Below are 26,061 nucleotides of genomic sequence, written 5' to 3'. Positions count from 1 at the left end.
GTGTTAGTGAACTCCGCTTTTGTTAATAATGTCTCACGCGGACGAATGCTCCACCATGTCCCATTCCGCTACCCCCAAACCCGCCACCGCCGGCCGCTCGCGCGATCTCGCCGGCGACATCCGCATTCCCGGCGACAAGTCAATCTCGCACCGCTCCTTCATGTTCGGCGGCCTTGCTTCAGGCGAGACCCGCATCACCGGGCTGCTGGAAGGCGAGGATGTGATCAACACCGGCCGCGCCATGCAGGCCATGGGCGCCGACATCCGCAAGGACGGCGAAACCTGGATCATCCAGGGCACGGGCAATGGCTGCCTGCTCGAGCCGGAAACGCCGCTCGATTTCGGCAATGCCGGCACCGGCGCGCGCCTCACCATGGGGCTGGTCGGCACCTATGACATGGAAACCACCTTCATCGGCGACGCCTCGCTCTCCAAGCGCCCGATGGGCCGCGTGCTGGGTCCGTTGCGCGAGATGGGCGTGCAGGTGAAGTCCGCCGAGGGCGACCGCCTGCCGCTTACTCTCCATGGCCCAAAGACGGCGGCGCCTATCATCTACCGTGTGCCGATGGCTTCCGCGCAGGTGAAATCGGCGGTGCTGCTCGCAGGGTTGAATACGCCGGGAATCACCACGGTCATCGAGCCGATCATGACGCGGGACCATACGGAAAAGATGCTGCAGGGCTTCGGCGCCGACCTGACGGTGGAAACCGACCGGGAAGGCGTACGCCATATCCGCATTGTCGGACAGGGCGAACTCAAGGGCCAGACGATCGACGTGCCGGGCGATCCCTCTTCGACCGCCTTCCCGCTGGTGGCCGCGCTCATCGTGCCGGGGTCCGATGTAACGATCCGCAACGTGCTGATGAACCCGACCCGCACCGGGCTGATTCTCACCCTGCAGGAGATGGGCGCAAATATCGAAATCCTCAACGCGCGGCTTGCCGGCGGCGAGGATGTCGCCGATTTGCGCGTCCGCGCATCGGAGCTGAAAGGCGTGAGCGTTCCGCCCGAACGCGCCCCTTCGATGATCGACGAATACCCAGTCCTCGCCGTAGCTGCCGCCTTCGCGGAAGGCGAGACGATCATGGATGGGCTTGAGGAACTGCGCGTCAAGGAATCCGACCGCCTCTCCGCCGTCGCCGATGGGCTCAAGGCCAATGGCGTCGAATGCGCGGAAGGCGAGGCATCGCTGACCGTGCGCGGCACACCGGGCGGCAAAGGCATCGGTGGCGGAACGGTCGCCACCCATCTCGATCACCGCATCGCCATGAGTTTCCTCGTCATGGGTCTTGCGGCGGAAAAGCCGGTGACGATCGACGACTCGGCAATGATCGCCACGAGCTTCCCGGAATTCATGGATTTGATGAAGGATCTGGGGGCGAAGATCGAGACGGCGGAAACCGTCGCATGATGGCAAAGACGTTCACCATCGCCATCGACGGACCCGCAGCTTCCGGCAAGGGAACATTGGCGCGCAGGCTCGCGGCCCATTACGGCTTCCATCATCTCGATACCGGGCTCACCTATCGCGCGGTGGCGAAGGCGCTCATCGACCGCGGCCTGCCGCTTGACAATGAAGCAATTGCGGCAGAGATGGCACAGAATCTCGATCTCAAGCATCTCGACCGCAAGGCGCTTGCCACTCACGATGTGGGCGAAGCGGCATCGAAGGTGGCGATTATGCCCGCCGTGCGCCGGGCGCTGGTGGCGGCGCAGCGCGCCTTTGCGCAAACGCTGCCCGGAACGGTGCTGGACGGGCGCGATATCGGCACGGTGGTCTGCCCGGATGCGCCGGTGAAGCTCTATGTGACGGCCTCGGCGCAAGCGCGCGCCAAACGTCGCCATGCGGAGATTTTGGCTGGTGACGGCGAGGCGGATCTGGCCGCGATCCTCGCCGACCTCGAACGGCGCGACGCGCGCGATATGGGCCGCACCGATTCGCCGCTCAAACCGGCTGACGATGCGCACTTGCTAGATACGACCGAAATGGATATAGAAACGGCGTTTCTGGCCGCCAAACGGCTGGTCGATGAGGCATTGGCCAAAAGCCAAGCCTGATCCATATACGCATGACAGACTTGCCTGCCTCCGGTCCCCGCGCCGGATAGCCCTCAAAGGGCGGATTGGACGCAGGCAAAACGAAACACAAACCCACCGGCGCCGTGCCCGAGGATGATTTCCGGGTACACCAGGAGATTACATGTCACAAGCAAACCCCACGCGGGAGGATTTCGAAGCCCTCCTCGCCGAGTCCTTCCTCAATAATGATCTTGCGGAAGGTTACGTCGTCAAGGGCCGTATCGTCGCCATCGAAAAAGACATGGCCGTCATCGACGCCGGTCTCAAGGTCGAAGGCCGCGTGCCGCTGAAGGAATTCGGCGCCAAGGGCAAAGACGGCTCGATGAAGCCGGGCGATACCGTCGAAGTCTATGTCGAGCGCATCGAAAACGCCCTTGGCGAAGCGGTTCTCTCGCGCGAGAAGGCTCGCCGCGAAGAGAGCTGGGTCAAGCTGGAACAGAAGTTCAACGCCGGCGAACGCGTCGAGGGCGTCATCTTCAACCAGGTCAAGGGCGGCTTCACGGTCGATCTCGACGGCGCCGTGGCCTTCCTGCCGCGCAGCCAGGTCGATATCCGTCCGATCCGCGACGTCACTCCGCTGATGCACAACCCGCAGCCCTTCGAAATCCTCAAGATGGACAAGCGCCGCGGCAACATCGTCGTCTCGCGCCGTACGGTTCTTGAAGAGTCGCGCGCCGAACAGCGTTCGGAAATCGTGCAGAACCTCGAAGAGGGCCAGGTTGTCGAAGGCATGGTCAAGAACATCACCGATTACGGTGCGTTCGTGGACCTCGGCGGTATCGACGGCCTGCTGCACGTCACCGACATGGCATGGCGCCGCGTCAACCATCCGTCCGAGATTCTCAATATCGGCCAGACGGTCAAGGTGCAGATCATCCGCATCAACCAGGAAACCCATCGTATCTCGCTCGGCATGAAGCAGCTCGAGAGCGATCCGTGGGATGGCATCGGCGCGAAGTATCCGGTCAGCCACAAGATCACCGGTACTGTCACGAACATCACCGACTACGGTGCGTTCGTCGAGATCGAGCCCGGCATCGAAGGCCTGATCCACGTTTCCGAAATGTCCTGGACCAAGAAGAATGTGCATCCGGGCAAGATCCTCTCGACCTCGCAGGAAGTCGAAGTGGTGGTTCTGGAAGTCGATCCGGTCAAGCGCCGCATTTCGCTCGGCCTCAAGCAGACCCTCGACAATCCGTGGACGACTTTCGCCCAGAAGTACCCGACGGGCACCGTCGTGGAAGGCGAAGTCAAGAACAAGACCGAGTTCGGCCTGTTCATCGGCCTCGACGGCGATGTCGACGGCATGGTCCACCTCTCAGACCTCGACTGGAACCGTCCGGGCGAGCAGGTCATCGAGGAGTACAACAAGGGTGACGTCGTCAAGGCGGTCGTTCTCGACGTTGACATCGACAAGGAGCGCATCTCGCTCGGCATCAAGCAGCTTGGCGGCGACAAGGTCGGCGAAGCGGCTGCTTCCGGCGAACTGCGCAAGAACGCAGTCGTCACCTGCGAAGTGACTGCCATCACCGATGGCGGCATCGAAGTGCGCCTGGTCGATCACGACGTCGAGTCGTTCATCCGCCGCGCGGACCTGTCGCGCGACCGCGACGAGCAGCGCCCTGAGCGTTTCTCGGTCGGCCAGAAGGTCGATGCCCGCGTGATCGCCTTCGACAAGAAGACCCGCAAGCTGCAGGTCTCGATCAAGGCGCTGGAAATCGCCGAAGAGAAGGAAGCGGTTGCCCAGTACGGCTCGACCGATTCCGGCGCTTCGCTCGGCGACATCCTCGGCGCCGCGCTGAAGAAGCAGGAAAAGAACTAAGCCAGTTCTTTTGAAGGCTTAAAAACGAAACCCGCCAGTGTGAACTGGCGGGTTTTTCTTTAGTGCGGTTCCTGTTTTGATGGCATCGCCAAGCGCCCTCGTCCTTCGAGGCTCCGCTTCGCTGCGCACCTCAGGATGAGGGCTACTGCGGCGCTGCAACCCTTCATCCTCATGGTGAGGTGCGAGCGTAGCGAGCCTCGAACCACGAGGGTGAAGGGCGCACAGTTGTTTCCATCTAAAAATAAAATACTCTAGACTCCCAGCACGAGAATAAGACCGTAGCTCACCGTCCCCAGCGCCAGCAGCGACAGCACGGCGGCGAGCGTTACCCTGCCGCCGGAGCGGGCGACGGTGCGCACATCGACGCCCAGGCCCAGGGCAGCCATGGAGAAAACAGTGAGGAATGTCGCAGTCGTTTCCATGGGGGCGTGCAGGGCGGAGGGGATGAACCCGAATGAGCCAAGCGCCATCATCGCGAGGAAGCCGACTATGAACCACGGGACAAGGCGGTGGAGCGATGGCTTTCCGATACCGTTTCCTGCGCCGGTGAGAGCGAGAACGAGAATGACGGGTCCCAGCATCAGCACGCGTACGAGCTTGACCAGCGTGCCGAGCTGGACGCTCAATTGCGCGACGGGCGCGGTCGCTGCCAGCACCTGTGGGACGGCATAGACCGTGAGGCCGGCGAGAACACCATATTGCGTCGCTGAAAGGCCGAGGAGCGGTACGAGCAGAGGCAGCAAGAGAACCACCACGACGCCCAGAACCGTGGTAAACGCTATCGAAGCCGCGATATCGTCACCATGCGCGCCGATGGCCGGAGCGGTGGCGGCGATGGCGGAATTGCCGCAGATCGAATTGCCGCATGCCACCAGCACGGCCAGGCGATGCGGCAGGCACAAAAACCGGCCGATGCAATAGCTCATCATAATGGCGACGATAACCACGCCCACGATACCGATGATAAGCGCCGGACCGGCTGCCGCGATCGCGCCCGCGCTGATGGAAGCGCCGAGCAGGACGATAGCGATCTCAAGCAGCGTCTTGGCGGAAAAGCGCACGCCCGCATCGAACCGGACGCCGGGACGCAAAAACGTGCGGACTGCCGCCCCGATAAGAATCGCCAGAACCAGCCCTTCGAGCCACGCGCGGCCGATGAAGTGAATTTCCAGCATCTGCAGCAGCATCGCCAGCCCGGCAACGCAACCGGTCAGGAAAATGCCCGGCAATATCAGGCCAATTTTGAGATTGATATCGGCCAGCATTGCCGTTCTCCAGAATGATTTTCCAATTTTATCGCAAAAATTAAATGTTCAATCCATTCCATAATATGGCATATTATGTTCGATAAAATCGAACGATGGCGTTTCCGTCCATGACACTCGAACAGCTCAGGATCTTCATCGCCGTCGCGGAGCGTGAGCATCTCACCCGCGCGGCGGAGGCATTGCGCCTGACGCCATCGGCGGTGAGTTCCGCCATTCGCGCGCTTGAAGAGCGTTACGGCACGGTGCTCTTCAACCGGATCGGACGGCGTATCGAGATGACGGGTGCGGCGAGAATTTTCCTCGATGAAGCGCGGGCCGTGCTGGCGCGGGCACAGGCAGCCGAACTGGCGCTTTCCGAACTCGGCGGGCTGAAGCGCGGCGCTTTACGCATCCACGCCAGCCAGACAATCGCGAGTTATTGGCTGCCACCGTTCCTGGCGCACTTCCATGCGGCCTATCCGGCGATTGCCATCAGCCTGACGGTCGGAAATACGCAGAGCGTCTCTCGCGCTGTTCTTGATGGGGAGGCCGATGCGGGGTTCGTCGAGGGCGAGGTGGATGACCCAGCGCTTCTCATCCAGCCGGTGGGGGAGGACCGGCTGGTCGCCATCGTTTCCGCCCGCCATCCGTGGGCCGATGGCCGGCTACTGCGATGGGAGGATATGGCGCAAGCCGAGTGGATCATGCGCGAGCCCGGTTCCGGAACCCGTTCGGTCTTCGAGAATGCGATGCGGGCGAAGGGCTACGATCCGCTCGCGCTCAAGATCGCGCTGGAATTGCCATCCAACGAAGCGGTGCTTTCGGCGGTTCAGTCGGGGACCTATGCAGCCGTTCTCTCCGAACTCGCCGCCGCGCCGCATCTGGCAACCGGCCAATTGGTAAAGGCCAATTTCAGCCTGCCCCAAAGGCGATTTCTCATGCTTTCGCATAAGGAACGGTACCGCAGCAAAGCATTCCATTCCCTCGCCGAAATGCTTTCCGCGACAAAGACGTAAGTCAGTTCAACACCGCATAGTGCCACACGACGAAGACGATCTCATAAACAAGCACCAACGTGACGAACGCCCCATGATAACGCTGATTGCGCGTGAACATCGCGACGACGCTGCCCCCGACGAGAATCACCGTCCGGATCGGATATTCGATGCCGAAGGAGTGAAAATGGTCGCGGCCCTTGAGCAGCGTATCGCCGATGTCCACGAGAAAAATCAGCGCCATGATGCCGAAGAACCATCCGCGCCGCGACATGAAATAATCGCGGTAGCCAGTATATTCTTCCATATGATCAGGGAAAAGCAGCGTAGTGGCGAGGAAATAGAGGCTCGCATAGAAGATGATGAAAAAATAGGTTTCGAAGCGCCAGACACTGATCCAGTGCAGATAGAACTCGAACCACCAGAAATGCACCACCGCCAGAAGCAGAAACCCCACCCATGCCAGATGGATGGGGTAGATGATCTCGTAGGAGGGGTGCTGAACGAAACGGGCAACGCCGGTAAGAAGCCTTGAAATAGCCAGGCCAAGAATAATGCCGATGATGATCCGGATATGGATGAATATTTCCGAAATCATCTCATGGCTTATGGGATGGCTATGCATTCGCTCCCCCCGATTTGAGGAAAATTCAATCGCATAAGCGCTAAAGCGCGACGGGGCGGTTTAGAGGCCTGTTTTATGTGACGAATTTGTGGCTAGCAGGTCGGCGGCATAAGCCTCCCAAGTCAGCGGATCGCGCCGATCAGGGCCTTCTCGGGAAAGCAGGTGGCGGCCTGCCCCTGCTTGGCCTGCCAGTCGCCGATGGAGCGGCGCGTCTTGAAGCCGGGCAGGCCGTCGGGCTTGCCGACATCATAGCCCTTCGCCTGCAGCGCCTTCTGCATGGCGGCGATATCCGAGCGGTACATGCCGCCGACATCGCCCCACCTTTGCGAAAAGCCGCCCGAACCACGGGCGATGCGGTCACCGGCATGGCCGACGAAGAGCGCATAAAGATCGCTCATATTGTAGTTCTTCAAGACATAGAAATTGGGCGTGGCGATAAAGGCCGGACCATGCCGCCCGGCGGGCATCAGGAGATATCCTTCGCCCGCAAGCTCGTTCGCCGGAAATGGCTTGCCGTTGATGCGGGTGACGCCCATCTTTGCCCAATCGGCGATCTTGAGACCTTGGTCAGGGCCTTCCAGCGCGCAGCTCAAACCCGCGGGCACATTAACCTCGAAGCCCCAGTCGCGCCCGCGCTGCCAGCCATAGAGACGCAGATAATTGGCTATGGATGCGAGCGCGTCGGGCTCGGAATTCCAGATATCGCGCCTGCCGTCGCCATCGAAATCGACGGCGTGCTTGATATAAGAGGTCGGCATGAACTGGGGCTGGCCGAGTGCGCCGGCCCAGGAGCTTTTCATCGACGCTGCGTCGATGTAGCCGTGCTGGACGATCTCAAGCGCCGCCAGGAGTTCCGCCCGGAACATGTCCTTGCGCGTCGCCATGAAGGCTTTGGTGCCCAGCACCTCGAAAGCGTTATGGGGGATTTTGACCGCGCCGAAGCCGGATTCCCGGCCCCAGATGGCGACCAAGATTTCGCCCGGCACGCCATATTGCTTCTCGATCGCCGCGAGTGTGCGGGCGTGTTGTGCGGCGCGCGCTTTCCCGCCTGCTGTTACATGGCCGATGGTCTTTTCGTTGAAATACTTGCCGGGCGAGCCGAATTCGGCTTGCACCTGCTCCCTAGGTGTCGTTGGCTTCGTGCCGGGCGCGACCAGATCGGGAAGCTTCCAGTTGAGCTTCACGCCGGAAAAAGCGCTGTCGAAACTGGCGCGGGAAATGCCCTTGGCTTTCGCCTCCGGCCACAAATCGCGGGCGAGCCATGCCCGGAACTGGGCTTCCGTTTCGGCTTTAGAGGGCGCAGAAATGGCGGAATTTATCAGAAAAAATGGGAGGCAGAAAACGGTTATCAGACGTATTAAAATCATTCCAAATTTCCGCATCCCGCCCTCTATACTAGATCCAATAATTTGCTACTCATAGCGGATTGGGGGCAGAAGCAGCAAGCGTCGAGACCAGCCGACGCGCTGGCGATGATGGCCGCGCCAGCCAAGGCAAGTGGCCCTTGCCTCCGATATGGAGGATTGCTGATGTGGTGGAAACCATTTAGCGTCACCTTACAGATACGAAAGAACCGGACGAGCTGGTCAGTGAACGTCCGGTTCCAACGTAAAGAAAAGTAAGGTAAAAGGTCGGCAGGGAGTTACAGCTTCCTGTCGATCACTCCAGTAATATAATGCAATTGCGGGAATGTTTTCAAGTCGGCTGCAATTGCCCGCCTATAATGCCGTCCGCGCCCGCAAGGCGGCGGCCAATGTTCCCTCATCGAGATAATCAAGTTCCCCGCCGACAGGCACGCCATGAGCGAGTCGGGTCACACGCACGCCGAAGCCGGCCAATTGGTCCATGATGTAATGCGCCGTGGTCTGTCCCTCGACGGTGGCGTTGACGGCGAGGATCACTTCCTTCACCTCGCCCGTCCCTACCCGCTCGACAAGGCCGCGGATGTTGAGATCGTCCGGGCCTATGCCGTCGAGCGGCGACAGCCGACCGCCCAGCACATGATAGCGCACATTCATCGTGCCGGCGCGTTCCAGCGCCCAGAGGTCGGCCACATCCTCGACGACGATGAGCATCGCGGGATCGCGGCGCGGATCGGTGCAGATGGTGCAGGGATCGCTGGTATCGGCGTTGCCGCAGGTCGAGCAGACGCGCACCTTCTCGGCTGCATCCTGCATGGCGCTGCCAAGCGGGATCAGCAGCGCTTTCTTCTTCTTGATGAGATGAAGCGCCGCGCGACGCGCCGAACGCGGCCCCAGCCCCGGCACACGGGCGAGGAGCTGGATCAGGCGTTCGATTTCAGGACCGGCGATTCGTTTGGACATTGCAGGGTAAGGCAATAGGGCAGTAAGGCAGTAAGGCAATAGGGAATATGTCTTTTTAACATACTGCCCTACTGCCCTATTCCCCTACTGCCCTAGAATGGCAGTTTGAAGCCGGGAGGCAGCGGCAGGCCGGCGGTGAGCGCCTGCGTCTTCTCGGCCATGACCGCCTCGATCTTGGTCTTCGCCTCGTTGTGGGCCGCGACAATCAGATCCTCGAGGATTTCGGCTTCGTCTTCCTTTAGAAGCGAGGGATCGATCTTGAGCGCGCTCATCACGCCCTTGCCGCTCAAAGTCACGCTGACCAGACCGCCGCCGGAATTGCCCGTTGCTTCAAGCGCGGCGATTTCTTCCTGCATGGCCTGCATCTTGGCCTGCATTTCCTTCGCCTTACCCAACATACCCATCATGTCACGCATGGGACCGCACTCCTATATTCGCTTTTATCAGCCGCATAATCTTATCTGAAAAGTCTGCAACTTTTCGGGATCATGCTCTTAATCGTCGTCATCATCCGGCGTCAGCGAGACATCCGGCAGCTCAACGTCGAGATCGACACTCTCGGCCCCGTTCGTGGCGATGCGGACGTCGGTAATTCTCGCGCCGGGAAACTGGGCGAGAATTGCGGCTACATCGGGATCGGCGCGGGCATCGGTGACCAGCATGTCGCGGCGCGCGGTTTCCGCCTCGGCCATGGTCTGCCCGCCCGCCTCACGCGAGACGGACACCATCCAGCGAATGCCGGTCCAGCCCAAAAGTTTCTGCGCGATGTCGCTGGGCAGCGTCTTCGGGGCATCGTCGGTCAGGCCGATCTCCAGCCGCCCCGGCGCAATGGCGACCAGACGCACGCAATTCTTGACCATGATCTTGAACTGCATGTCGCGGTGCTTCTCAGCCAGCGCCACGATATCGGCCAAGGTATTCAGGGGAACCGCTGGGGCCGGCGCTTCGTCGGCGGCAGGTTCCGGCTGAGGCCGTGCTTCGGGGACAGGCTGCGCGTGCGGTTCCGACTGGACAAGACGTATCGCCGTCGAGCCGCCGCCAGCGTTCACACCCATGGCGGCGGACGCCACGGCATCCGCAGGGCGACCGCCCGACATGGATGTTCCGCCAGCCGGACGCGAGGTATCGACGCTTGGGCGCGGCGCGGAAGTCACGCCGCTTTCCAGCATCTTCAGCGCCTCATCCAGCGTCGGCAGATCGGCGGCGTGGGCCAGGCGAATCAGGAGCATTTCGGCGGCCTGGACGGGCCGGGAGGCTGTTTCCACCTCGGTGATGCCCTTCAGCAGCATCTGCCAGGTGCGCGACAGGGCACGGATCGATAATTTCTCGGCAAAATCGCGGCCACGCACGCGCTCGTCTTCCGACAGCGACATGTCGTTGGCCACGTCAGGCATGAAACGCAGCCGTGTCACCAGATGGTTGAATTCGGCAAGGTCGGCCAGCACCACCGATGGATCGGCGCCGACATCGTATTGCGCGCGGAATTCTTTCAACGCCCCGGCCACATTGCCGCGCATCAGCATCTCGAACAGGTCGATAATACGAGCGCGATCGGCGAGGCCAAGCATGGCGCGCACGGTTTCCGCCTCGACCTTGCCGCCGGCGTGCGCAATGGCCTGATCGAGAATAGAGAGCGAATCACGCGCGGAGCCCTCTCCGGCGCGGGCGATCATGGCCAGCGAGGTGTCGTCGATATCGATCCCCTCCTGCCCGGCGATATTCTTCAAATGCCCGGCGAGAAGGCCCGAATCGATGCGCCGCAGATCGAAGCGCTGGCAGCGCGACAGGACCGTGATCGGAACCTTGCGAATCTCGGTGGTGGCGAAGATGAATTTCACATGCGGCGGCGGCTCTTCCAGCGTCTTCAGCAGGCCGTTGAAGGCCTGGTTGGACAGCATGTGAACCTCGTCGATGATATAGACCTTGTAGCGCGCCGAGACCGGACGATAGCGCACCTGCTCGATGATTTCTCTGATATCGTCGATGCCGGTATGGGACGCCGCGTCCATCTCGATCACATCGACATGGCGGCCTTCCATGATCGCCTGACAATGCTCGCCTGGTGTCGAGAGATCGATGGTGGGCTGATCGATGGCGTCGGTCTTGTAGTTCAAGGCCCGCGCGAGGATGCGCGCCGTCGTCGTCTTGCCGACACCGCGAACGCCGGTCAGCATCCATGCTTGCGCGATGCGGCCGGTGTGAAACGCATTGGTGAGGGTGCGGACCATCGGCTCCTGGCCGATCAGATCGCCGAAATTCTGCGGACGGTACTTCCGGGCGAGGACGCGATAGGCGCCGCCTGCCGTATTCGTCTCCATGGCGACCGTTCCGATACCTTGTTGCTCCCCAAGGGAAAAGGTGGGAGGCTGGCACGGCGACCCGTGCCTGGCTCGTTAGGGCTGCTTCCTTCCGGACCTGACCCGGTTGGCGAGTGGCTCGTCCACCACCAACCTCCCGGCTTTCATATCGGCCAGCCCCGCGCAAAAAGCAAGCAGCCCTAAGAAAAAACTGTTATTTTAAGGGCATGACGACATTCCAGCTCGACAAAAAGCTCGCCGAGGACACGTTCGCGATAGCCAGACTCGGCCTTTGCGATCTGAGACTGATGAACGACCGCCGCTGGCCGTGGCTCATCCTCGTGCCGCAGCGGCCGGATATGGTGGAACTCACCGACCTGACGCCGCTCGACCAGACGATGCTCACCTTCGAGATGGGCATCGCCGCGCAGGCGCTGAAATCGGTCACGGGATGCGAAAAGATCAATACCGGCGCGCTGGGGAATATCGTGCGGCAATTGCATGTGCATGTCATCGCCCGCAACAGCGGCGATGCCGGTTGGCCGGGGCCGGTTTGGGGATATGGCGCACGGGAGGGTTACTCGCTGGCGGATGCGGAGGCTTTTGCCGGGGCAATCAGAGATGCGCTTTGAAGATTAAGCGCCCTCCTTCCCCCTTGCGGGGAAGGTGCCCGCGGAGCGGGCGGATGGGGGTGGTGACGGTTGCGCTCGATTCTGAGCCACCCCCACCCCGGCGCTCCGCGCCGACCCTCCCCGCAAGGGGGAGGGTAAGATGTGGCGCTATTCCGCAGGCTGCTGCATATCCCGAAACGAACTGCCGGGATAAACGCCGACGATGCGCATTTCCTTGGAAAAGAACTCCAACTCCTCAAGCGCCAGTTTCACCGGCCGCTCCTCGGGGTGGCCTTCGATATCGGCGTAGAACTGGGTGGCCATGAAGGTGCCGCCGATCTGGTAGCTTTCGAGCTTGGTCATGTTGACGCCATTGGTGGCGAAGCCGCCCATGGCTTTGTAGAGCGCGGCGGGGACGTTCCGCACACGGAAGACGAATGTCGTGACGATACGGCTGCCATCGTCAGGCAGCGGCGCCCATTTCTTCGTCTTGGAGAGAACGACGAAGCGGGTGATGTTGTTTTCCATGTCCTCGACATTCTCAGCCAGGATGTCCAGACCATAGAGATCGGCGGCAAGGCGGGGCGCGAGCGCCGCCATCGTCCTGTCGCCCGCTTCCGAGACGATGCGGGCGGCGCCCGCCGTATCGCCCGCCACCACCGGCTTCCAGCCATTGTGGCGGATGATGTTACGGCACTGGCCCAGCGCGTGGATATGGCTGTGGACCGACTTGATTTCCTCAAGCTTGACGCCCGGCAGCGCCATCAGCTGGAAGCGGATGGGCAGGAAATATTCGCCGACGATATGCAGCCGTGATTGCGGCAGGAGATGATGAATATCGGCGACGCGGCCGGCGATGGTGTTCTCGATGGGGATCATGCCCAGATCGGCGGCTCCCGTCTCCACCGCATTAAACGCATCCTCGAAGGTCGGGCAAGGCAACGGTTCCATGTCCGGGAACATGTTGCGGCTCGCCGTATCGGAGTTTGCGCCCGGCTCGCCCTGGAACGAGATCCTGTTGGTCCTGGTCATCTTCATATACCTTGTGCAATAAGCGCGCGCGCCCGTTCGAGGTCTTCCGGAGTGTCCACACCGAGCGGCACGGATTTGACGATCTCGACATCGATGCGCATTCCCGCTTCCAGCGCGCGAAGCTGTTCTAGCTTCTCGCGCCGTTCCAGCGGCGACGGTCCGAGCTGGACGAAACGCTCCAGCGCCGCGCGGCGATAGGCGTAAAGGCCGATGTGATGATAAAGCGGCCCGTCGCCCCAAGGTGCCGTGGCGCGGGTGAAGTAAAGCGCGCGCAAGCGCTGGCCCTCTAACGGCGAGCCGACGATCTTGACCACGCTGGGCGCGGTCTTCTCGCTCTCCTCGGTGATCTCGACGCCGAGCGTGGCGATATCGGCGGGGCCATCCTCAAGCGGTTTCAGCGCGCTGGCGATAATGCCGGGCTCGATGGTCGGAAGATCGCCCTGGACATTGATGACCGCGTCGATCTCGCCATTGGGATCGAGCGCCTGAAGCGCCTCGTAAATGCGGTCGGAACCCGATTCATGATCGGCGCGGGTCATCACCGCCTCGAAGCCATGGGCACGAATCGCATCCGCGATCTCCACGCTGTCGGTGGCGACGACGGTGCGGCCCAGCCTCGCCGCGGCGGCGCGCGCGGCGACATGGACGATCATCGGTCTGCCATTTACATCGGCGAGCGGCTTGCCCGGCAACCGGGTCGATGCCATGCGCGCGGGGATGATCGTCAGGGTTTTCATGGGTGTCACGTTCCGAAAGTGTCAAAAAGTCACGGGTCCAGCCGCCCTTATAGGTGTTGCAAGGGAGAAGCAAAAGACCTAGTTTCCGCGCCATCTTGGACCGGAGGGGACCCGCCAATGGAATCTCAATCCTATAAATATACCGGGGCATTTCTGGCGGCGGTTTTCGTCATGATGTCGGCCAGCCTTTTGTCGGATGTCATTTTCGATAGCCCCGATCCTGAAAAGGAAGGCTATCATATCGAGCCGCTGGCAAGCACGTCCGCCGCGCCGGAAAAGGCCGCGCCGGTCGTGCCGATCGCCACGCTGCTGCAAAGCGCCGATCCGGCGAAGGGCCAGGATGTGTTCAAGCGCTGCCAGGCCTGCCATACCGGCGAGAAGGGCGGTCCGAACAAGGTCGGTCCCGATCTCTGGGACATCGTCAACCGTCCGATCGCATCGCATCCGGGCTTCAGCTATTCGGCCGGGATGAAGGAATTCGCCACGACCGCCAAGACCTGGACCTACGATCACCTCAACGGCTTCCTCACCTCGCCCAAGAACTACGTCAAGGGCACGGCCATGGGCTTCGCCGGCGACAAGAACGACGCCGAGCGCGCCAATCTGATCGCCTATCTGCGCACGCTTTCCGACAATCCGGCGCCGCTGCCGGAAGCTCCGGCGCCCGAAGCGGCAAAGCCTGCCGAAGGCGAGCCGACGAAGCCGGCGGGAGAGACCGAAAAACCGGCGGGCGCGGAAGGCCAGCCTGCTGAAAAGCCGGCGGCACCCGCAGAGCCTGCACCGGCAACGCCTGCACAGCCGGCGCCCAAGCACTGATCGCGCCCCGTCTCCTCCGTCATCCTCGGGCTTGTCCCGAGGATCTGCCAACGGCGCCTGTAAATCGAGTCCAATCAGTCAGACTCCCAAAAAGCCACGGGCAGTAGATCCTCGGGACAAGCCCGAGGATGACGGGAGCGTAGTTGAAAAGCCGGGGTTCCCGGCTTTTTTCGTTTTGGAGGGAATAGCGCCTTTCTTCCTCCGCAAAAGACACTAATCTGACCGCTTCGGCTCGGATGATCGGAGGGTGACACATGAAGGGTATGCTGACAGGCGCGATGGCGCTAGCTATGGTGGCAGGCTTTCCGCTGAAGGGGACCGCGCAAAATTCCGAACCCCAGTGGCGGCATGCCTCCAGCCTTGTCGGCGAGCCGAAATATCCAGCCGGTTTCAAGCATTATGATTATGTGAACCCCAATGCACCAAAAGGTGGGACGCTCAATCAGGTAGCCGTAGGCACATTCGACAGCCTCAACCCCTATGTCATTCAAGGCGTAGCGGCAGCCGGGCTTGTCAATTTCGGCGGCGGAATGCTTTACGACACGCTGATGACGGATTCCGCCGATCAAGGCTCTGTCAGCTATGGGCTGATCGCGGAAGCGACACAGTTTCCGCAAGATTTCTCCTGGGTGAAGTTCCGTCTCAACCCGGCGGCGCGCTGGCATGATGGCAAGCCGATCACTCCGGAAGATGTGATCTGGTCATTCGATACCCTGAAGAATCAGGTGCCGCTGTACAACAAATACTATAACGATGTGGTCAAGGCCGAAAAGACCGGGGATCGCGAGATCACCTTCACCTTCTCGCAAAAGGGCAATCGGGAGTTGCCGCAGATTATGGGCCAGTTGGCCGTTCTGCCGAAACATTGGTGGGAAGGGACCGACGCGCAAGGAAAGAAGCGCGATATCTCGCGCCCGACTTTGGAAATCCCGCTCGGCTCCAGTGCCTACAGAGTTGAAAAGATGGTGCCGGGCCGCACAATCGTCTGGGCACGCGTGCCGGACTATTGGGGCAATGATCTGCCTGTCCATGTCGGGCGCAACAACTTCGACCGCGTTCAATATGATTATTTTCTCGATGACAACGCCAGTTTGGAAGCCTTCAAGAAAGGCGGCCTCTACGATTTCAGGCAAGAAATCCGCATGCAGCGCTGGATGCAAGAATATAATTTCCCCGCCGTAGAACGCGGCGATGTGATCAAGGCAACCTTCCCCTATAACGCGGCGGGACGGATGCAGGCCTATTTCTTGAACACGCGACGCGAAAAATTCAGCGACCGGCGTGTGCGCGAGGCGCTGAACTGGGTCTATGATTTCCAGTCGATGAACCGGCTGCTGTTCTTCAACAAGTACAAGCGGATCGAGAGCTATTTCGCCGGCAACGAACTTATCTTGGGCGGCGGTCTGCCCACGGGCAAGGAACTGGAAATTCTCGAAACGGTGCGGGGCGAGGTGCCTCCGGAAGTCTTCACAAAAGAATTTAAGGAGCCAGTCTTCGACACGCCGCAGGCGACGCGCGAAAATCTGCGGCATGCAATGAAACTTTTCGGCGAGGCGGGCTATACTCTCAAAGATGGCGTTCTCACCGACAAAAACGGCAAGCCATTCACCATCGAATTTCTCGGCAATGACCCTGCCGACGAAAAAATCTTCAATCCCTTTGTCGATAATCTGCGCCGCGTCGGCATCCGCGCCACGGTGCGCCTCGTCGATGCAGCCCAATTCCAGGCGCGAGTAAACGATTTCGATTATGATGTGATCTGGACATCAATTGGACAAAGCACCTCACCAGGCAACGAACAGCGAGAGATGTGGAGTTCGGCGGCGGCTGATCTCAAAGGCGGACGCAACCTTTCTGGTATCAGGAACCCGGCGATCGATAAACTCATCGAACGGGTGATCTATGCCAAGGACCGCGACGAACTCGTCGCCGCCGTCCACGCCCTCGACCGGGTGCTGTTGTGGAATTATTACGTCGTGCCGCATTGGTATGACGATGAGATCAACGTCGCCTACTGGAACAAGTTCGGCATGCCTGAGAAGCAGCCAGAATATTCCGGCATCGATCCGTTTTCATGGTGGATCGATCCGGCCAAGGAGAAGGCGTTGAAGATGGGCGGGGAGTGAGGCGGTTCTTCCCTCCCCCTTGCGGGGAGGGTGGCCCGAAGGGCCGGGTGGGGGTGGTTCAGTATTGAGCACAACCGTCGCCACCCCCATCCGCCCGCTCTGCGGGCACCTTCCCCGCAAGGGGGAAGGAGGGGGCCCAACCGCTCCGGCAAGCCAGAGGCGCGTGCTCGAGGGCTACAAACGAAAAGCAGAAAGGCACGGATTATTGGCCACGCATAAACGAAACGGGAATAATCGAGGAATGAATATCTGATGGGCGCCTACATCCTGCGCCGGCTGCTTCTGATGATCCCGACGATGTTCGGCATCATGGCCATCTCCTTCGCCGTGGTGCAGTTCGCGCCCGGTGGGCCTGTAGAACGGGTGCTCGCGCAGCTTTCCGGACAGGGCGGCGACGCGCTGGATCGCCTTTCCGGTGGGGGCGGCGATATGGGGCAGCAAAGCGGCGGCCTCGACAGCGGCGCCAGCAATTCCAGATATCGCGGCGCTCAAGGGCTCGACCCGCAGTTCATCGCCAGTCTTGAAAAGCAGTTCGGTTTCGACAAGCCGCCGCTGGAGCGCTTCGGGCTGATGCTGTGGAACTATCTGCGCTTCGATTTCGGCCGCTCCTATTTCCGCGATATCGGCGTGCTCGACCTGATTCTTGAGAAAATGCCGGTGTCGATCTCGCTCGGCCTGTGGCTGACGTTTCTTTCCTATGCCATCTCGATCCCGCTCGGCATCCGCAAGGCGATCAAGGACGGCTCGCATTTTGATGTCTGGACCAGCGCCGTCATCATCGTCGGCTATGCCATTCCGAGCTTCCTTTTCGCCATTCTTCTGATCGTGCTGTTCGCCGGCGGGTCGTTCTTCGACTGGTTCCCGCTGCGCGGCCTTACCTCGCCGGATTTCGACCAGCTTTCGTTGTGGGAAAAGATCGCCGACTATCTCTGGCACATCACGCTGCCGGTCGCGGCACTGGTGCTCTCGGCCTTCGCCACGACGACGCTGCTGACCAAGAACTCGTTCCTCGAGGAAATCCGCAAGCAATATGTGACGACGGCGCGGGCCAAGGGATTGACCGAGCGCAAGGTGCTCTATGGCCATGTGTTCCGCAATGCCATGCTGATCGTCGTCGCAGGCTTCCCCGGCGCCTTCATCTCCGCCTTCTTCACCGGCTCGCTGCTGATCGAAACCATCTTCTCGCTCGACGGGCTGGGGCTACTCGGCTACCAGTCGGTGCTCAACCGCGACTATCCCGTGGTCTTCGCCAATCTCTATATCTTCTCGCTGCTGGGCCTTCTCGTCGGCCTCCTCTCGGACCTTCTCTATACGTGGATCGATCCGCGCATCGATTTCGAGCGGAGGGATGTGTGATAGCGAAGGCTTTAGCAAATACGGAAACCGGAGCACCGGTGCGCCGTCCATGGCTCTCCCCGCTCAACCGGCGGCGGTGGCAGAATTTCAGGGCGAACCGGCGCGGCTGGTGGTCGCTGTGGCTGTTCCTCTTCCTGTTCATCGCGTCGCTCTTCGCGGAGTTCATCGCCAACGACAAGCCGATCCTCGTCTCCTACAAGGGCGAGATTCTGATGCCGGTGCTGGTCGATTATCCGGAAGAGAAATTCGGCGGATTCTACGCCGTCACCGATTACCGCGATCCTGTCATATCGGACGAGATCAAGGCGCATGGCTGGATGATCTGGCCGCCGATCCGCTATTCCTACCGCACCGTCAACAACGATATTCCCGAAGCCGCGCCGTCGAAGCCCTTCTGGCTCTACAGCAAGGAAGAGCGCTGCCAGCGCTATCCGAAGGGCGTGAATGACGAAAACTGCACTTTCGGTAACTGGAACCTACTCGGCACCGACGATCAGGCCCGCGACGTGTTCGCCCGCGCGCTCTACGGCTTCCGCATCTCCGTGCTCTTCGGCCTGATACTGACGGCGGCGTCCGCGCTCATCGGTGTGACGGCGGGCGCGGTGCAGGGCTATTTCGGCGGTTGGGTCGATCTGCTGTTCCAGCGCTTCATTGAAATCTGGTCGGCGATTCCGGTGCTCTATCTGCTGCTCATCATCGCGGCGGTGCTGCCGCCGGGGTTCTGGATCCTGCTCGGCATCATGCTGCTGTTCTCCTGGGTGGCCTTTGTCGGCGTGGTGCGGGCGGAGTTCCTGCGTGCGCGCAATTTCGAATATGTGAACGCGGCGCGAGCGCTGGGCGTACCCAACGGTACGATCATGTGGCGCCATCTCCTGCCGAATGCCATGGTGGCGACGCTGACCTTCCTGCCTTTCATTCTGAACGGCTCGATCACGACGCTGACCTCGCTCGATTTCCTCGGCTTCGGCCTGCCGCCCGGCTCGCCCTCGCTCGGTGAGCTCCTTGCGCAGGGCAAGAACAATCTGCAGGCGCCATGGCTCGGCCTCACCGGCTTCATCGTGATCTCGCTGATGCTGTCGCTGCTGATTTTCATCGGCGAGGCGACCCGCGACGCCTTCGACCCGCGAAAGGCGTTCAAATGAGCAAGAAACCATTGCTATCCATCCGTGATCTCTCCATCGCCTTCACACAAGACGGCAAGGAGCGGATCGCCGTCGACCATATCTCCTTCGATATAAACAAGGGGGAGACGGTGGCGCTGGTGGGGGAATCGGGGTCCGGCAAATCGGTATCGGCGCTCTCGATCCTGAAGCTCCTGCCCTACCCTTCCGCGAGCCATCCTTCCGGCAAGATATTGTTCGAGGGCAGCGATCTTCTGGACAAGGACGAGCGCGATTTGCGGCGGGTGCGCGGCAACGATATTTCCATGATCTTTCAGGAACCGATGACCTCGCTCAATCCGCTGCACACGATCGAGCGGCAGGTCAGTGAAGTCCTGAAAATCCATCAGGGAATGGGCAATGGCGCGGCGCGGGCGCGCACGCTGGAGCTTCTCAACGAAGTCGGCATCCGGGAACCGGAAAAGCGGCTCAATGCCTATCCGCATCAGCTATCGGGCGGGCAGCGCCAGCGCGTGATGATCGCCATGGCGCTCGCCAACAAGCCGGCGCTGCTGATTGCCGACGAGCCGACCACGGCGCTCGACGTGACCGTGCAGGCGCAAATTCTCGAACTCCTCGCCGATCTCAAGTCGGCGCAGGGCATGTCGATGCTGTTCATCACGCATGATCTCGGAATCGTGCGCAAGATCGCCGACCGGGTCTGCGTGATGACCAAGGGCAAGATCGTCGAGACAGGACCGACGAAGGAAATCTTCGATAATCCGCAGCATGAATATACCAAGCATCTGCTGGCTGCGGAACCGAAGGGCAAGCCGCCTGTTGCCAATCTCGCCGCGCCTTCCGTCATGGAAGGGCGGGATGTGAAGGTCTGGTTCCCGATCAAGAAGGGGTTCATGCGCCGCACGGTCGATCATGTAAAGGCGGTGGACGGCATCGATGTGACGATCCGCGCCGGGCAGACGCTGGGCGTCGTCGGTGAATCCGGTTCCGGCAAGACGACGCTGGGGCTGGCGCTTTCGCGCATGATCTCCAGCCAAGGCGATATCCGTTTCGAGGGGCGCGAGATCGAGGGCCTCAGCTTCAAGCAGATGCGGCCGCTCAGGCGTGAATTGCAGATCGTCTTCCAGGATCCTTTCGGCTCGCTCAGCCCGCGCATGTCGATTGCCGATATCATCGCTGAAGGATTGAAGGTGCACGAGCCTCGCCTTTCCGCGGATGAGCGCGACGCGCGCGTGGTGGCGGCGCTGAAGGAAGTCAATCTCGATCCCGAAACCCGCTTCCGCTATCCGCACGAGTTCTCCGGCGGCCAGCGCCAGCGCATTGCGATTGCGCGGGCGATGGTGCTCAATCCGCGCTTCGTCATGCTGGACGAGCCGACCTCCGCACTCGACATGAGCGTGCAGGCGCAGGTCGTCGATCTTCTGCGCGCGCTGCAGAAGAAGCACGATCTCGCCTATCTCTTCATCAGCCACGATCTGAAAGTGGTGCGGGCACTCGCCAATGACGTGCTCGTCATGCGCAACGGCAAGGCGGTGGAGTATGGCCCGGCGGCAGAAATTTTTGCCCATCCGAAAGAGGAATACACCAAGGCGTTGATGGCGGCGGCATTCAGGATGGAGGTTGCGGAGGGGGTGAAGGAGTGAGCGGTGAGACAGTAAGCGGTGAGCAGTAAAAAAATATTCGGCTCACCGCTTACTGCTCACCGCTCACTCTTGTAGTTGATCGTCTCAAACCGCGCCGCAAGCCCATCATACAGCAATAGCCTCCCGACAAGCGGCTTGCCGATGCCGGTGATGAGCTTGATGATTTCCATGGCCTGCAGGGAGCCGAGGACGCCGGGAAGCACGCCAAGGACGCCGGCTTCCGCGCATGTGGGCACTTGGCCCGGCGGCGGGGCTTCCGGGAAAAGATCGCGATAGGACGGGTTCGGTTTGCCGGTCTCATCCGCCTCGTAGGGCTTCAGTACCGTTAGCGATCCGTCAAACCTGCCAATCGCTGCGGTCACCAAGGGCCTTTTCGCGGCATGGGCGCTATCGGCCACGATATAGCGCGTCGTGAAATTGTCGGAGCCGTCGGCAATCACATCATAGCCGGCGATCAGCGCTTCGGCGTTGGCTGCGTCGAGCCGAAAGGCGTGGGTTTCGACCTTCACATGCGGATTGATGCGGGCGATGCTCGATGCGGCGCTTGCCGTTTTCAGCTCGCCGACGCTTTGCGTATCGTGGATTACCTGCCGCTGCAGGTTGGAAAGGGAAACCCGGTCGTCATCGACGATTCCAATCGTTCCGACACCCGCCGCTGCCAGATATTGCAACACGGGCGCGCCAAGACCACCGGCGCCGATCACCAGCACACGGGCGCGCTTCAATTTCTGCTGCCCCGGACCGCCGATCTCGCGCAGCACGATATGGCGCGCGTAGCGTTCGAGTTCGGGGGTGGAAAAGGGGGCGTCAGGATCGGTCATGCTTCACCCCGACTTCGTCATCCTCGGGCTTGACCCGAGGATCCACGGCCAGAGGAGCGCCGTGCTTCACGAGCATCAGGGCGATCCAGAAAATCGCTGCATCCATTCCTCGGTTCATATCAGCCTTGCTGCTAATGATCCCGTCGCAAAATGACAGTACCGTTTCTGCCTCTCGTCCATGGATCCTCGGGTCAAGCCCGAGGATGACGACTGTAGAGAGGATGACGACCGTAGAGCAAACTAAAAGAGAGCCTACTCCCCGTTCTCATCCGTCTTCTTCAATTCCTCCAGCGTCGGCATCGAAACGATATTATAGCCGGAATCGACGAAATGGATTTCGCCGGTCACGCCGCTCGAAAGATCGGAAAGCAGATAGAGGGCCGAATTGCCGATCTCGTCGATATCGACGGTGCGGCGCAGAGGCGCGTTGCGGCGCTGGTAGCTGAAGATGGCGCGGGCGTCACCGATGCCGGCGCCGGCGAGTGTGCGCACGGGACCGGCGGAAATCGCGTTGACGCGGATGCCCTGCTGTCCGTAATCGGCGGCGAGATAGCGCACCATGGCTTCGAGCGCCGCCTTGGCCACGCCCATGACATTGTAGTTCGGGATGGTCCGCGTCGAGCCGCCATAGGTCAGCGTCAGGATCGAGCCGCCGTCCTGCATCAGCTTTGCGGCGCGCTGCGCCATTTCCGTGAAGGAGAAGGCCGAGATCACCATCGTGCGGCTGAAATTCTCGCGCGTGGTCACGTCTGCATAGCGGCCCTTCAATTCGCTCTTGTCGGAAAAACCGATGGCGTGAACGATAAAGTCGAGCTTGCCCCACCGCTTTTCGATTTCGGCGAAAACGGCATCCACGGTCGCAATATCTTCCACATCGCATGGCAGAACGAAATCAGAGCCGACCTGCTCGGCCAACGGCTTGACGCGCTTGCCCAGCGCATCGCCCTGATAGGTGAAGGCTAATTCCGCGCCTTGCGCGGCGAGCTGTCTGGCGATACCCCAGGCGATCGAGTGGTTGTTCGCGACCCCCATGATGAGGCCGCGCTTCCCTTTCATCAAACCTTGCATATTATTTTTCTCCATCAGCCCTGCCTTTTAACCGCATGATCAGTTACGAAAAGTCTGCAACTTTTCGGGATCATGCGTAACGCTGGAACACCAGCGTTGCGTTGGTTCCCCCGAATCCGAAGGAATTCGACAGGACCGTGTTCAGGCGCGCATTGTCGATGCGTTTGCGGACAATCGGCATGTCGGCAAAGGCGGGATCCAGTTCTTCGATATGGGCGCTCTCGCAGATGAAATCATTCTGCATCATCAGGAGCGAATAGATCGCCTCCTGCACGCCCGTCGCGCCCAGCGAATGGCCGGTCAGCGATTTTGTTGCCGAAATCGGCGGGCAATTATCGCCCGAGCCGAACACGCGGCGAATCGCCTCGATTTCCGGCGCGTCGCCGGCCGGCGTCGAGGTGGCGTGCGGGTTGATGTAGTCGATCTTGTCCTTGACGGTGGCGAGCGACAGCTTCATGCAGCGCTCCGCGCCCTCACCCGAGGGCGCAACCATGTCGTAGCCGTCCGATGTCGCGCCATAGCCGACGATCTCACCATAAATCTTGGCGCCGCGCGCCTTGGCGACTTCCAGTTCTTCGAGCACCACCACACCGGCACCCCCGGCGATGACGAAGCCGTCGCGGTTCTTGTCGTAGGCACGGGATGCTGTGGAGGGGCGATCATTATATTTTGTCGACATCGCGCCCATGGCGTCGAACAGGACGGAAAGGGTCCAGTCGAGATCCTCGCAGCCGCCCGCGAACATGCGGTCCTGCTTGCCGTATTGAATCATCTCATAGGCATTGCCGATGCAATGATTGGAGGTCGCGCAGGCAGAGGAGATGGAATAGTTGATGCCCTTGATCTTGAAGAAGGTGGAAAGGGTGGCCGACGCGGTGGAGCTCATCGCCTTCGGCACAGCGAAGGGGCCGACCCGCTTCGGGCCTTTTTCACGGGTGATGTCGGCGGATTCGACGATGGTGCGCGTCGACGGACCGCCCGACCCCATGATGATGCCGGTGCGCTCGTTGGAAATCTCGCTTTCCGTGAGGCCCGCGTCGAGGATCGCCTGATCCATCGCGATGTGGTTCCACGCCGTACCCCGGCCATGGAACCGCATGGCGCGGCGGTCTACCAGCGCTTCCACGTCGATTTGTGGCGCGCCTGCTACCTGGCAGCGGAAGCCGAGCGCAGCGTAATCCTCCGCCCGGGAAATGCCGGATTTGGCTTCATGCAGCGAGGCGAGAACCTCCTGCGTGCTGTTTCCAATCGAGGAGACGATCCCCATTCCGGTGACGACCACACGCCGCATCGCATTCTCCTTTGCGCCAGATCTATTGCATCTGCGCCAATGTTATTCAGGCTTCCTTGAAGAGGCCGACGCGCAGATCGCTTGCCCGGTATATGGTTTCGCCATCGGCTTTCATCCAGCCATTAGCGATACCTAATACCAAGCGTCCGCGCATCACGCGTTTGAAATCGATACCATATTCAACGAGCTTGGTCTTGGGCGTAACCATGCCGGAGAATTTAACCTCGCCGGTGGAGATGGCGCGGCCCTTGCCGGGCTCGCCAAGCCAGCCGAGGAAGAAGCCGGTCAACTGCCACATGGCATCGAGGCCGAGGCAGCCGGGCATGACAGGATCGCCGATAAAGTGGCACGGAAAGAACCACAAATCCGGCTTGATATCGAATTCGGCGCGGATATAGCCCTTGCCATTTTCGCCGCCGGTTTCCGAAATCTCGGTGATCCGATCGAACATCAGCATCGGCGGCGCCGGCAATTGCGCATTGCCCGGACCGAACATTTCGCCGCGCGCGCAGGTGAGGAGTTCCTCAAACCCGTAGCTCGATTTTTGCTCTGCCATCATGTCTCCCATCATTCTGCCAAGCCGCTGGGCAGCCTGAAATCTCTGAAAACACCCCTAACATGGAGCGTTTCCAACAGTAAAACCGGGTCAACGGCTTTTCCCCGGCTTGTCTCGCGCGGGAAACGCTATTGATCGTTGTCTTGAGAGGGCATATATCAATCTTGATGCATCATCGGCAACCGCCTGAGGCACATTTCGAGCAGCCGCATGATCTTTATTTGAGAAGTCTACAACTTTTCGGGATCATGTTTATTTGACGCGAAATTGACGGAAAGGCCCGTGCACACACATTCCGCCCACGCAACCAAAATCGAAGATCGCCTGCGACTTTCGGGTTTACGCCCGACGCGGCAGCGTATTGCGCTGGCGAGTCTGATCTTCGCGCAAGGAGACCGGCATCTTTCCGCCGAGAAACTGCATGAGGAAGCGGTGGGAGCCGATGTCCCGGTTTCGCTCGCGACGGTCTACAACACGCTGCACCAGTTCACCGAAGCGGGCCTCCTGCGCATCGTCGCCGTCGAGGGATCTAAAACCTATTTCGACACCAACACTTCCGATCACCAACATTTCTTCATCGAAGGGGAAAATGCGGTCATCGACATTCCCAACGGTCCGAAGGGGCAGCCGGTCGTCAGCAACCTGCCTGAGCCGCCGGAAGGGATGGAAATCGTCAATGTCGATATCATTGTGCGACTACGTCGCAAGGCAATAGGACAGTAGGGCAGTAGGGCAATATGTTTCCGGCAAAAAACATATTGCCCTACTGCCCTATTCCCCTACTGCCTTAGTCAAACTTCTCGCCGGGATAGGCGCCCCAGAGTTCCGCCTGCTTTACCCAGCCATCGACCCCCTCGATCTTGAACCGGCACCAGTCGCCGTCGCATTCGTCCAGCGTTCCAATCACGCCCGGCTCGACGCGGGCGACGAGGCCTGTCGTTTCGTCCGGGCCGGCATGAAGACTGATGAGCGCCTTCGGCTCATTTTTTTTCCAGGGCGCGACGATGGCCGTGCGCTTGCCTGAAAGCATGGACTGGTAAATCCAGCCCTCCGCGCCGTCAGCGTCGCGAATGCGGCGCCAATTGTCATATTCCTGGATGATCTCTATCGGCAGGCCGGATTTCTGGAAAAGCCACGAGACGGCGTATTGCCGCCCCGGCCCGACGCGCAAATTCGCCCGGCTGGGCTTCAGGCTGACAAAGCGCGGCAACGGCAAGCCACTCGGCCCAACCATTGTTCCAGCGGCTCCCGCGCCGGGGTCCGCTGCCGCAGCATGGTATTGGCCGGGAATGACAAGCGATGCGCCCATCAGGAACAGGGAAACAAGCCCCGCCAGGAAAAAGGGGGAACGCAGTTGAAAATTCTGATACAAATCCGTCCTCGCCGGTTCTGCCGTCACGTCTTTTTTGGGTGAAATCCGGCCACAAATGCCGGCCCTGTTTTTCTTTGTCTTTGGCGCGTCGCCTTGGTAGACAGGACCATTAGTTTGCGCCC

The 26,061-nt window shown here is 60.6% G+C and carries 24 protein-coding genes and 1 other RNA gene; 11 read left to right on the top strand and 14 right to left on the bottom strand.

The features are described from left to right. Nucleotides 1–55: 55 nt before the first annotated feature. From aroA to rpsA, 3 genes are all read left to right on the top strand, one after another. On the top strand, nucleotides 56–1,411 hold the full coding sequence (gene aroA / locus C7477_RS04910; RefSeq protein ID WP_110749612.1) for a 3-phosphoshikimate 1-carboxyvinyltransferase: 1,356 nt from the start codon (nucleotides 56–58) through the stop codon (nucleotides 1,409–1,411). Continuing rightward, on the top strand, nucleotides 1,408–2,058 hold the full coding sequence (gene cmk / locus C7477_RS04905; RefSeq protein WP_110749610.1) for a (d)CMP kinase: 651 nt from the start codon (nucleotides 1,408–1,410) through the stop codon (nucleotides 2,056–2,058). The genes aroA and cmk overlap by 4 nt, the downstream gene beginning before the upstream one ends. A 142-nt stretch (nucleotides 2,059–2,200) precedes the next feature. Further along, nucleotides 2,201–3,901: a 30S ribosomal protein S1 gene (gene rpsA, locus C7477_RS04900; protein WP_110749608.1), complete on the top strand. Its 1,701-nt coding sequence runs from the start codon at nucleotides 2,201–2,203 to the stop codon at nucleotides 3,899–3,901. Nucleotides 3,902–4,152: 251 nt separating this feature from the next. Here the strand turns inward: rpsA and C7477_RS04895 are convergent, their stop codons facing one another. Further along, nucleotides 4,153–5,166, bottom strand: coding sequence for a YeiH family protein (locus tag C7477_RS04895; RefSeq protein WP_110749606.1), 1,014 nt, complete (start codon nucleotides 5,164–5,166; stop codon nucleotides 4,153–4,155). 110 nt (nucleotides 5,167–5,276) lie between these two features. Between C7477_RS04895 and C7477_RS04890 the strand changes: the two genes are divergently transcribed. Beyond that, nucleotides 5,277–6,164, top strand: coding sequence for a LysR family transcriptional regulator (locus C7477_RS04890; protein WP_110749810.1), 888 nt, complete (start codon nucleotides 5,277–5,279; stop codon nucleotides 6,162–6,164). 1 nt (nucleotide 6,165) lies between these two features. Here C7477_RS04890 and C7477_RS04885 read toward each other — a convergent pair whose 3' ends face one another. The 6 genes from C7477_RS04885 to ffs all read right to left on the bottom strand — a co-directional run bounded on the left by C7477_RS04885 (nucleotide 6,166) and on the right by ffs (nucleotide 11,547). Beyond that, nucleotides 6,166–6,768, bottom strand: a complete 603-nt coding sequence (locus tag C7477_RS04885; RefSeq protein WP_110749604.1) for a hypothetical protein — start codon at nucleotides 6,766–6,768, stop codon at nucleotides 6,166–6,168. A gap of 122 nt (nucleotides 6,769–6,890) precedes the next feature. After that, a complete protein-coding gene (locus C7477_RS04880) occupies nucleotides 6,891–8,135 on the bottom strand; it encodes a lytic murein transglycosylase (RefSeq protein ID WP_245411724.1) in 1,245 nt (414 codons plus the stop codon). 351 nt (nucleotides 8,136–8,486) lie between these two features. After that, nucleotides 8,487–9,092: a recombination mediator RecR gene (gene recR / locus C7477_RS04875; protein WP_110749600.1), complete on the bottom strand. Its 606-nt coding sequence runs from the start codon at nucleotides 9,090–9,092 to the stop codon at nucleotides 8,487–8,489. Nucleotides 9,093–9,184: 92 nt separating this feature from the next. Further along, a complete protein-coding gene (locus C7477_RS04870) occupies nucleotides 9,185–9,508 on the bottom strand; it encodes a YbaB/EbfC family nucleoid-associated protein (protein ID WP_110749598.1) in 324 nt (107 codons plus the stop codon). A 78-nt stretch (nucleotides 9,509–9,586) separates the two neighbouring features. Then, nucleotides 9,587–11,410: a DNA polymerase III subunit gamma/tau gene (locus C7477_RS04865; protein ID WP_110749596.1), complete on the bottom strand. Its 1,824-nt coding sequence runs from the start codon at nucleotides 11,408–11,410 to the stop codon at nucleotides 9,587–9,589. Between the two features lie 40 nt (nucleotides 11,411–11,450). Then, nucleotides 11,451–11,547, bottom strand: an RNA gene (gene ffs, locus C7477_RS04860) — signal recognition particle sRNA small type. 69 nt (nucleotides 11,548–11,616) lie between these two features. On the opposite strand from ffs, the gene C7477_RS04855 reads away from it, so the two are divergent. Continuing rightward, nucleotides 11,617–12,021: an HIT domain-containing protein gene (locus C7477_RS04855; RefSeq protein WP_110749594.1), complete on the top strand. Its 405-nt coding sequence runs from the start codon at nucleotides 11,617–11,619 to the stop codon at nucleotides 12,019–12,021. 147 nt (nucleotides 12,022–12,168) lie between these two features. On the opposite strand, the gene C7477_RS04850 is transcribed toward C7477_RS04855, so the two are convergent. Then, on the bottom strand, nucleotides 12,169–13,038 hold the full coding sequence (locus C7477_RS04850; RefSeq protein ID WP_110749592.1) for a prephenate dehydratase: 870 nt from the start codon (nucleotides 13,036–13,038) through the stop codon (nucleotides 12,169–12,171). Then, nucleotides 13,035–13,769 carry a 3-deoxy-manno-octulosonate cytidylyltransferase gene (locus C7477_RS04845; protein ID WP_110749590.1) on the bottom strand — a complete coding sequence of 245 codons (735 nt, stop codon included), beginning with the start codon at nucleotides 13,767–13,769 and terminating at the stop codon, nucleotides 13,035–13,037. The genes C7477_RS04850 and C7477_RS04845 overlap by 4 nt, the downstream gene beginning before the upstream one ends. A 117-nt stretch (nucleotides 13,770–13,886) precedes the next feature. Here C7477_RS04845 and C7477_RS04840 point away from each other — a divergent pair, with 117 nt between their 5' ends. From C7477_RS04840 to C7477_RS04820, 5 genes are all read left to right on the top strand, one after another. Next, the gene (locus C7477_RS04840) at nucleotides 13,887–14,585 is read left to right on the top strand and encodes a c-type cytochrome (RefSeq protein WP_110749587.1); all 699 of its coding nucleotides are present in this window, start codon (nucleotides 13,887–13,889) and stop codon (nucleotides 14,583–14,585) included. A 263-nt stretch (nucleotides 14,586–14,848) separates the two neighbouring features. Beyond that, nucleotides 14,849–16,711, top strand: a complete 1,863-nt coding sequence (locus C7477_RS04835; protein WP_425373519.1) for an extracellular solute-binding protein — start codon at nucleotides 14,849–14,851, stop codon at nucleotides 16,709–16,711. A 252-nt stretch (nucleotides 16,712–16,963) separates the two neighbouring features. Further along, entirely contained in the window at nucleotides 16,964–18,067 is a 1,104-nt protein-coding gene (locus tag C7477_RS04830; RefSeq protein WP_110749584.1) for a microcin C ABC transporter permease YejB, read from the top strand. After that, a complete protein-coding gene (locus C7477_RS04825; protein ID WP_110749808.1) occupies nucleotides 18,067–19,209 on the top strand; it encodes an ABC transporter permease in 1,143 nt (380 codons plus the stop codon). Before C7477_RS04830 ends, C7477_RS04825 begins: the two co-directional genes overlap by 1 nt. Next, the gene (locus C7477_RS04820; RefSeq protein WP_110749582.1) at nucleotides 19,206–20,831 is read left to right on the top strand and encodes an ABC transporter ATP-binding protein; all 1,626 of its coding nucleotides are present in this window, start codon (nucleotides 19,206–19,208) and stop codon (nucleotides 20,829–20,831) included. Before C7477_RS04825 ends, C7477_RS04820 begins: the two co-directional genes overlap by 4 nt. 56 nt (nucleotides 20,832–20,887) lie before the next feature. On the opposite strand, the gene C7477_RS04815 is transcribed toward C7477_RS04820, so the two are convergent. The 4 genes from C7477_RS04815 to fabA form a co-directional block, all read right to left on the bottom strand. Then, nucleotides 20,888–21,652 (bottom strand): molybdopterin-synthase adenylyltransferase MoeB, encoded by a 765-nt coding sequence (locus C7477_RS04815; protein ID WP_110749579.1) that lies wholly within the window; start codon nucleotides 21,650–21,652, stop codon nucleotides 20,888–20,890. A gap of 252 nt (nucleotides 21,653–21,904) precedes the next feature. Beyond that, on the bottom strand, nucleotides 21,905–22,720 hold the full coding sequence (gene fabI, locus C7477_RS04810; RefSeq protein WP_110749806.1) for an enoyl-ACP reductase FabI: 816 nt from the start codon (nucleotides 22,718–22,720) through the stop codon (nucleotides 21,905–21,907). Between the two features lie 70 nt (nucleotides 22,721–22,790). Continuing rightward, nucleotides 22,791–24,011 carry a beta-ketoacyl-ACP synthase I gene (fabB, locus tag C7477_RS04805; protein ID WP_110749577.1) on the bottom strand — a complete coding sequence of 407 codons (1,221 nt, stop codon included), beginning with the start codon at nucleotides 24,009–24,011 and terminating at the stop codon, nucleotides 22,791–22,793. 46 nt (nucleotides 24,012–24,057) lie between these two features. Further along, nucleotides 24,058–24,567 (bottom strand): 3-hydroxyacyl-[acyl-carrier-protein] dehydratase FabA, encoded by a 510-nt coding sequence (gene fabA, locus C7477_RS04800; RefSeq protein WP_110749575.1) that lies wholly within the window; start codon nucleotides 24,565–24,567, stop codon nucleotides 24,058–24,060. A 282-nt stretch (nucleotides 24,568–24,849) separates the two neighbouring features. Between fabA and irrA the strand changes: the two genes are divergently transcribed. Next, the gene (irrA, locus tag C7477_RS04795; RefSeq protein ID WP_210206133.1) at nucleotides 24,850–25,290 is read left to right on the top strand and encodes an iron response transcriptional regulator IrrA; all 441 of its coding nucleotides are present in this window, start codon (nucleotides 24,850–24,852) and stop codon (nucleotides 25,288–25,290) included. A gap of 64 nt (nucleotides 25,291–25,354) precedes the next feature. Here the strand turns inward: irrA and C7477_RS04790 are convergent, their stop codons facing one another. Then, the gene (locus C7477_RS04790) at nucleotides 25,355–25,939 is read right to left on the bottom strand and encodes an SH3 domain-containing protein (protein ID WP_342633263.1); all 585 of its coding nucleotides are present in this window, start codon (nucleotides 25,937–25,939) and stop codon (nucleotides 25,355–25,357) included. Nucleotides 25,940–26,061 lie beyond the last annotated feature (122 nt).

The organism is Paramesorhizobium leguminum, assembly GCF_003217235.1.
Classification (GTDB): Bacteria; Pseudomonadota; Alphaproteobacteria; order Rhizobiales; family Rhizobiaceae; genus Paramesorhizobium; species Paramesorhizobium leguminum.
This window is presented reverse-complemented; position numbering and strand designations above follow the sequence as displayed.

Bases quoted from the DNA above. Each gene is read 5' to 3' on its own strand.
- C7477_RS04830 (WP_110749584.1), top strand. From the start codon at position 16,964: ATGGGCGCCTACATCCTGCGCCGGCTGCTTCTGATGATCCCGACGATG.
- C7477_RS04845 (WP_110749590.1), bottom strand. From the start codon at position 13,769: ATGAAAACCCTGACGATCATCCCCGCGCGCATGGCATCGACCCGGTTG.
- C7477_RS04840 (WP_110749587.1), top strand. From the start codon at position 13,887: ATGGAATCTCAATCCTATAAATATACCGGGGCATTTCTGGCGGCGGTT.
- C7477_RS04890 (WP_110749810.1), top strand. From the start codon at position 5,277: ATGACACTCGAACAGCTCAGGATCTTCATCGCCGTCGCGGAGCGTGAG.
- rpsA (WP_110749608.1), top strand. From the start codon at position 2,201: ATGTCACAAGCAAACCCCACGCGGGAGGATTTCGAAGCCCTCCTCGCC.
- C7477_RS04855 (WP_110749594.1), top strand. From the start codon at position 11,617: ATGACGACATTCCAGCTCGACAAAAAGCTCGCCGAGGACACGTTCGCG.
- C7477_RS04815 (WP_110749579.1), bottom strand. From the start codon at position 21,652: ATGACCGATCCTGACGCCCCCTTTTCCACCCCCGAACTCGAACGCTAC.
- recR (WP_110749600.1), bottom strand. From the start codon at position 9,092: ATGTCCAAACGAATCGCCGGTCCTGAAATCGAACGCCTGATCCAGCTC.
- aroA (WP_110749612.1), top strand. From the start codon at position 56: ATGTCCCATTCCGCTACCCCCAAACCCGCCACCGCCGGCCGCTCGCGC.
- C7477_RS04820 (WP_110749582.1), top strand. From the start codon at position 19,206: ATGAGCAAGAAACCATTGCTATCCATCCGTGATCTCTCCATCGCCTTC.
- fabA (WP_110749575.1), bottom strand. From the start codon at position 24,567: ATGGCAGAGCAAAAATCGAGCTACGGGTTTGAGGAACTCCTCACCTGC.
- C7477_RS04870 (WP_110749598.1), bottom strand. From the start codon at position 9,508: ATGCGTGACATGATGGGTATGTTGGGTAAGGCGAAGGAAATGCAGGCC.
- fabI (WP_110749806.1), bottom strand. From the start codon at position 22,720: ATGCAAGGTTTGATGAAAGGGAAGCGCGGCCTCATCATGGGGGTCGCG.
- C7477_RS04895 (WP_110749606.1), bottom strand. From the start codon at position 5,166: ATGCTGGCCGATATCAATCTCAAAATTGGCCTGATATTGCCGGGCATT.
- C7477_RS04880 (WP_245411724.1), bottom strand. From the start codon at position 8,135: ATGATTTTAATACGTCTGATAACCGTTTTCTGCCTCCCATTTTTTCTG.
- cmk (WP_110749610.1), top strand. From the start codon at position 1,408: ATGATGGCAAAGACGTTCACCATCGCCATCGACGGACCCGCAGCTTCC.
- C7477_RS04835 (WP_425373519.1), top strand. From the start codon at position 14,849: ATGCTGACAGGCGCGATGGCGCTAGCTATGGTGGCAGGCTTTCCGCTG.
- C7477_RS04865 (WP_110749596.1), bottom strand. From the start codon at position 11,410: ATGGAGACGAATACGGCAGGCGGCGCCTATCGCGTCCTCGCCCGGAAG.
- C7477_RS04885 (WP_110749604.1), bottom strand. From the start codon at position 6,768: ATGCATAGCCATCCCATAAGCCATGAGATGATTTCGGAAATATTCATC.
- fabB (WP_110749577.1), bottom strand. From the start codon at position 24,011: ATGCGGCGTGTGGTCGTCACCGGAATGGGGATCGTCTCCTCGATTGGA.
- C7477_RS04850 (WP_110749592.1), bottom strand. From the start codon at position 13,038: ATGAAGATGACCAGGACCAACAGGATCTCGTTCCAGGGCGAGCCGGGC.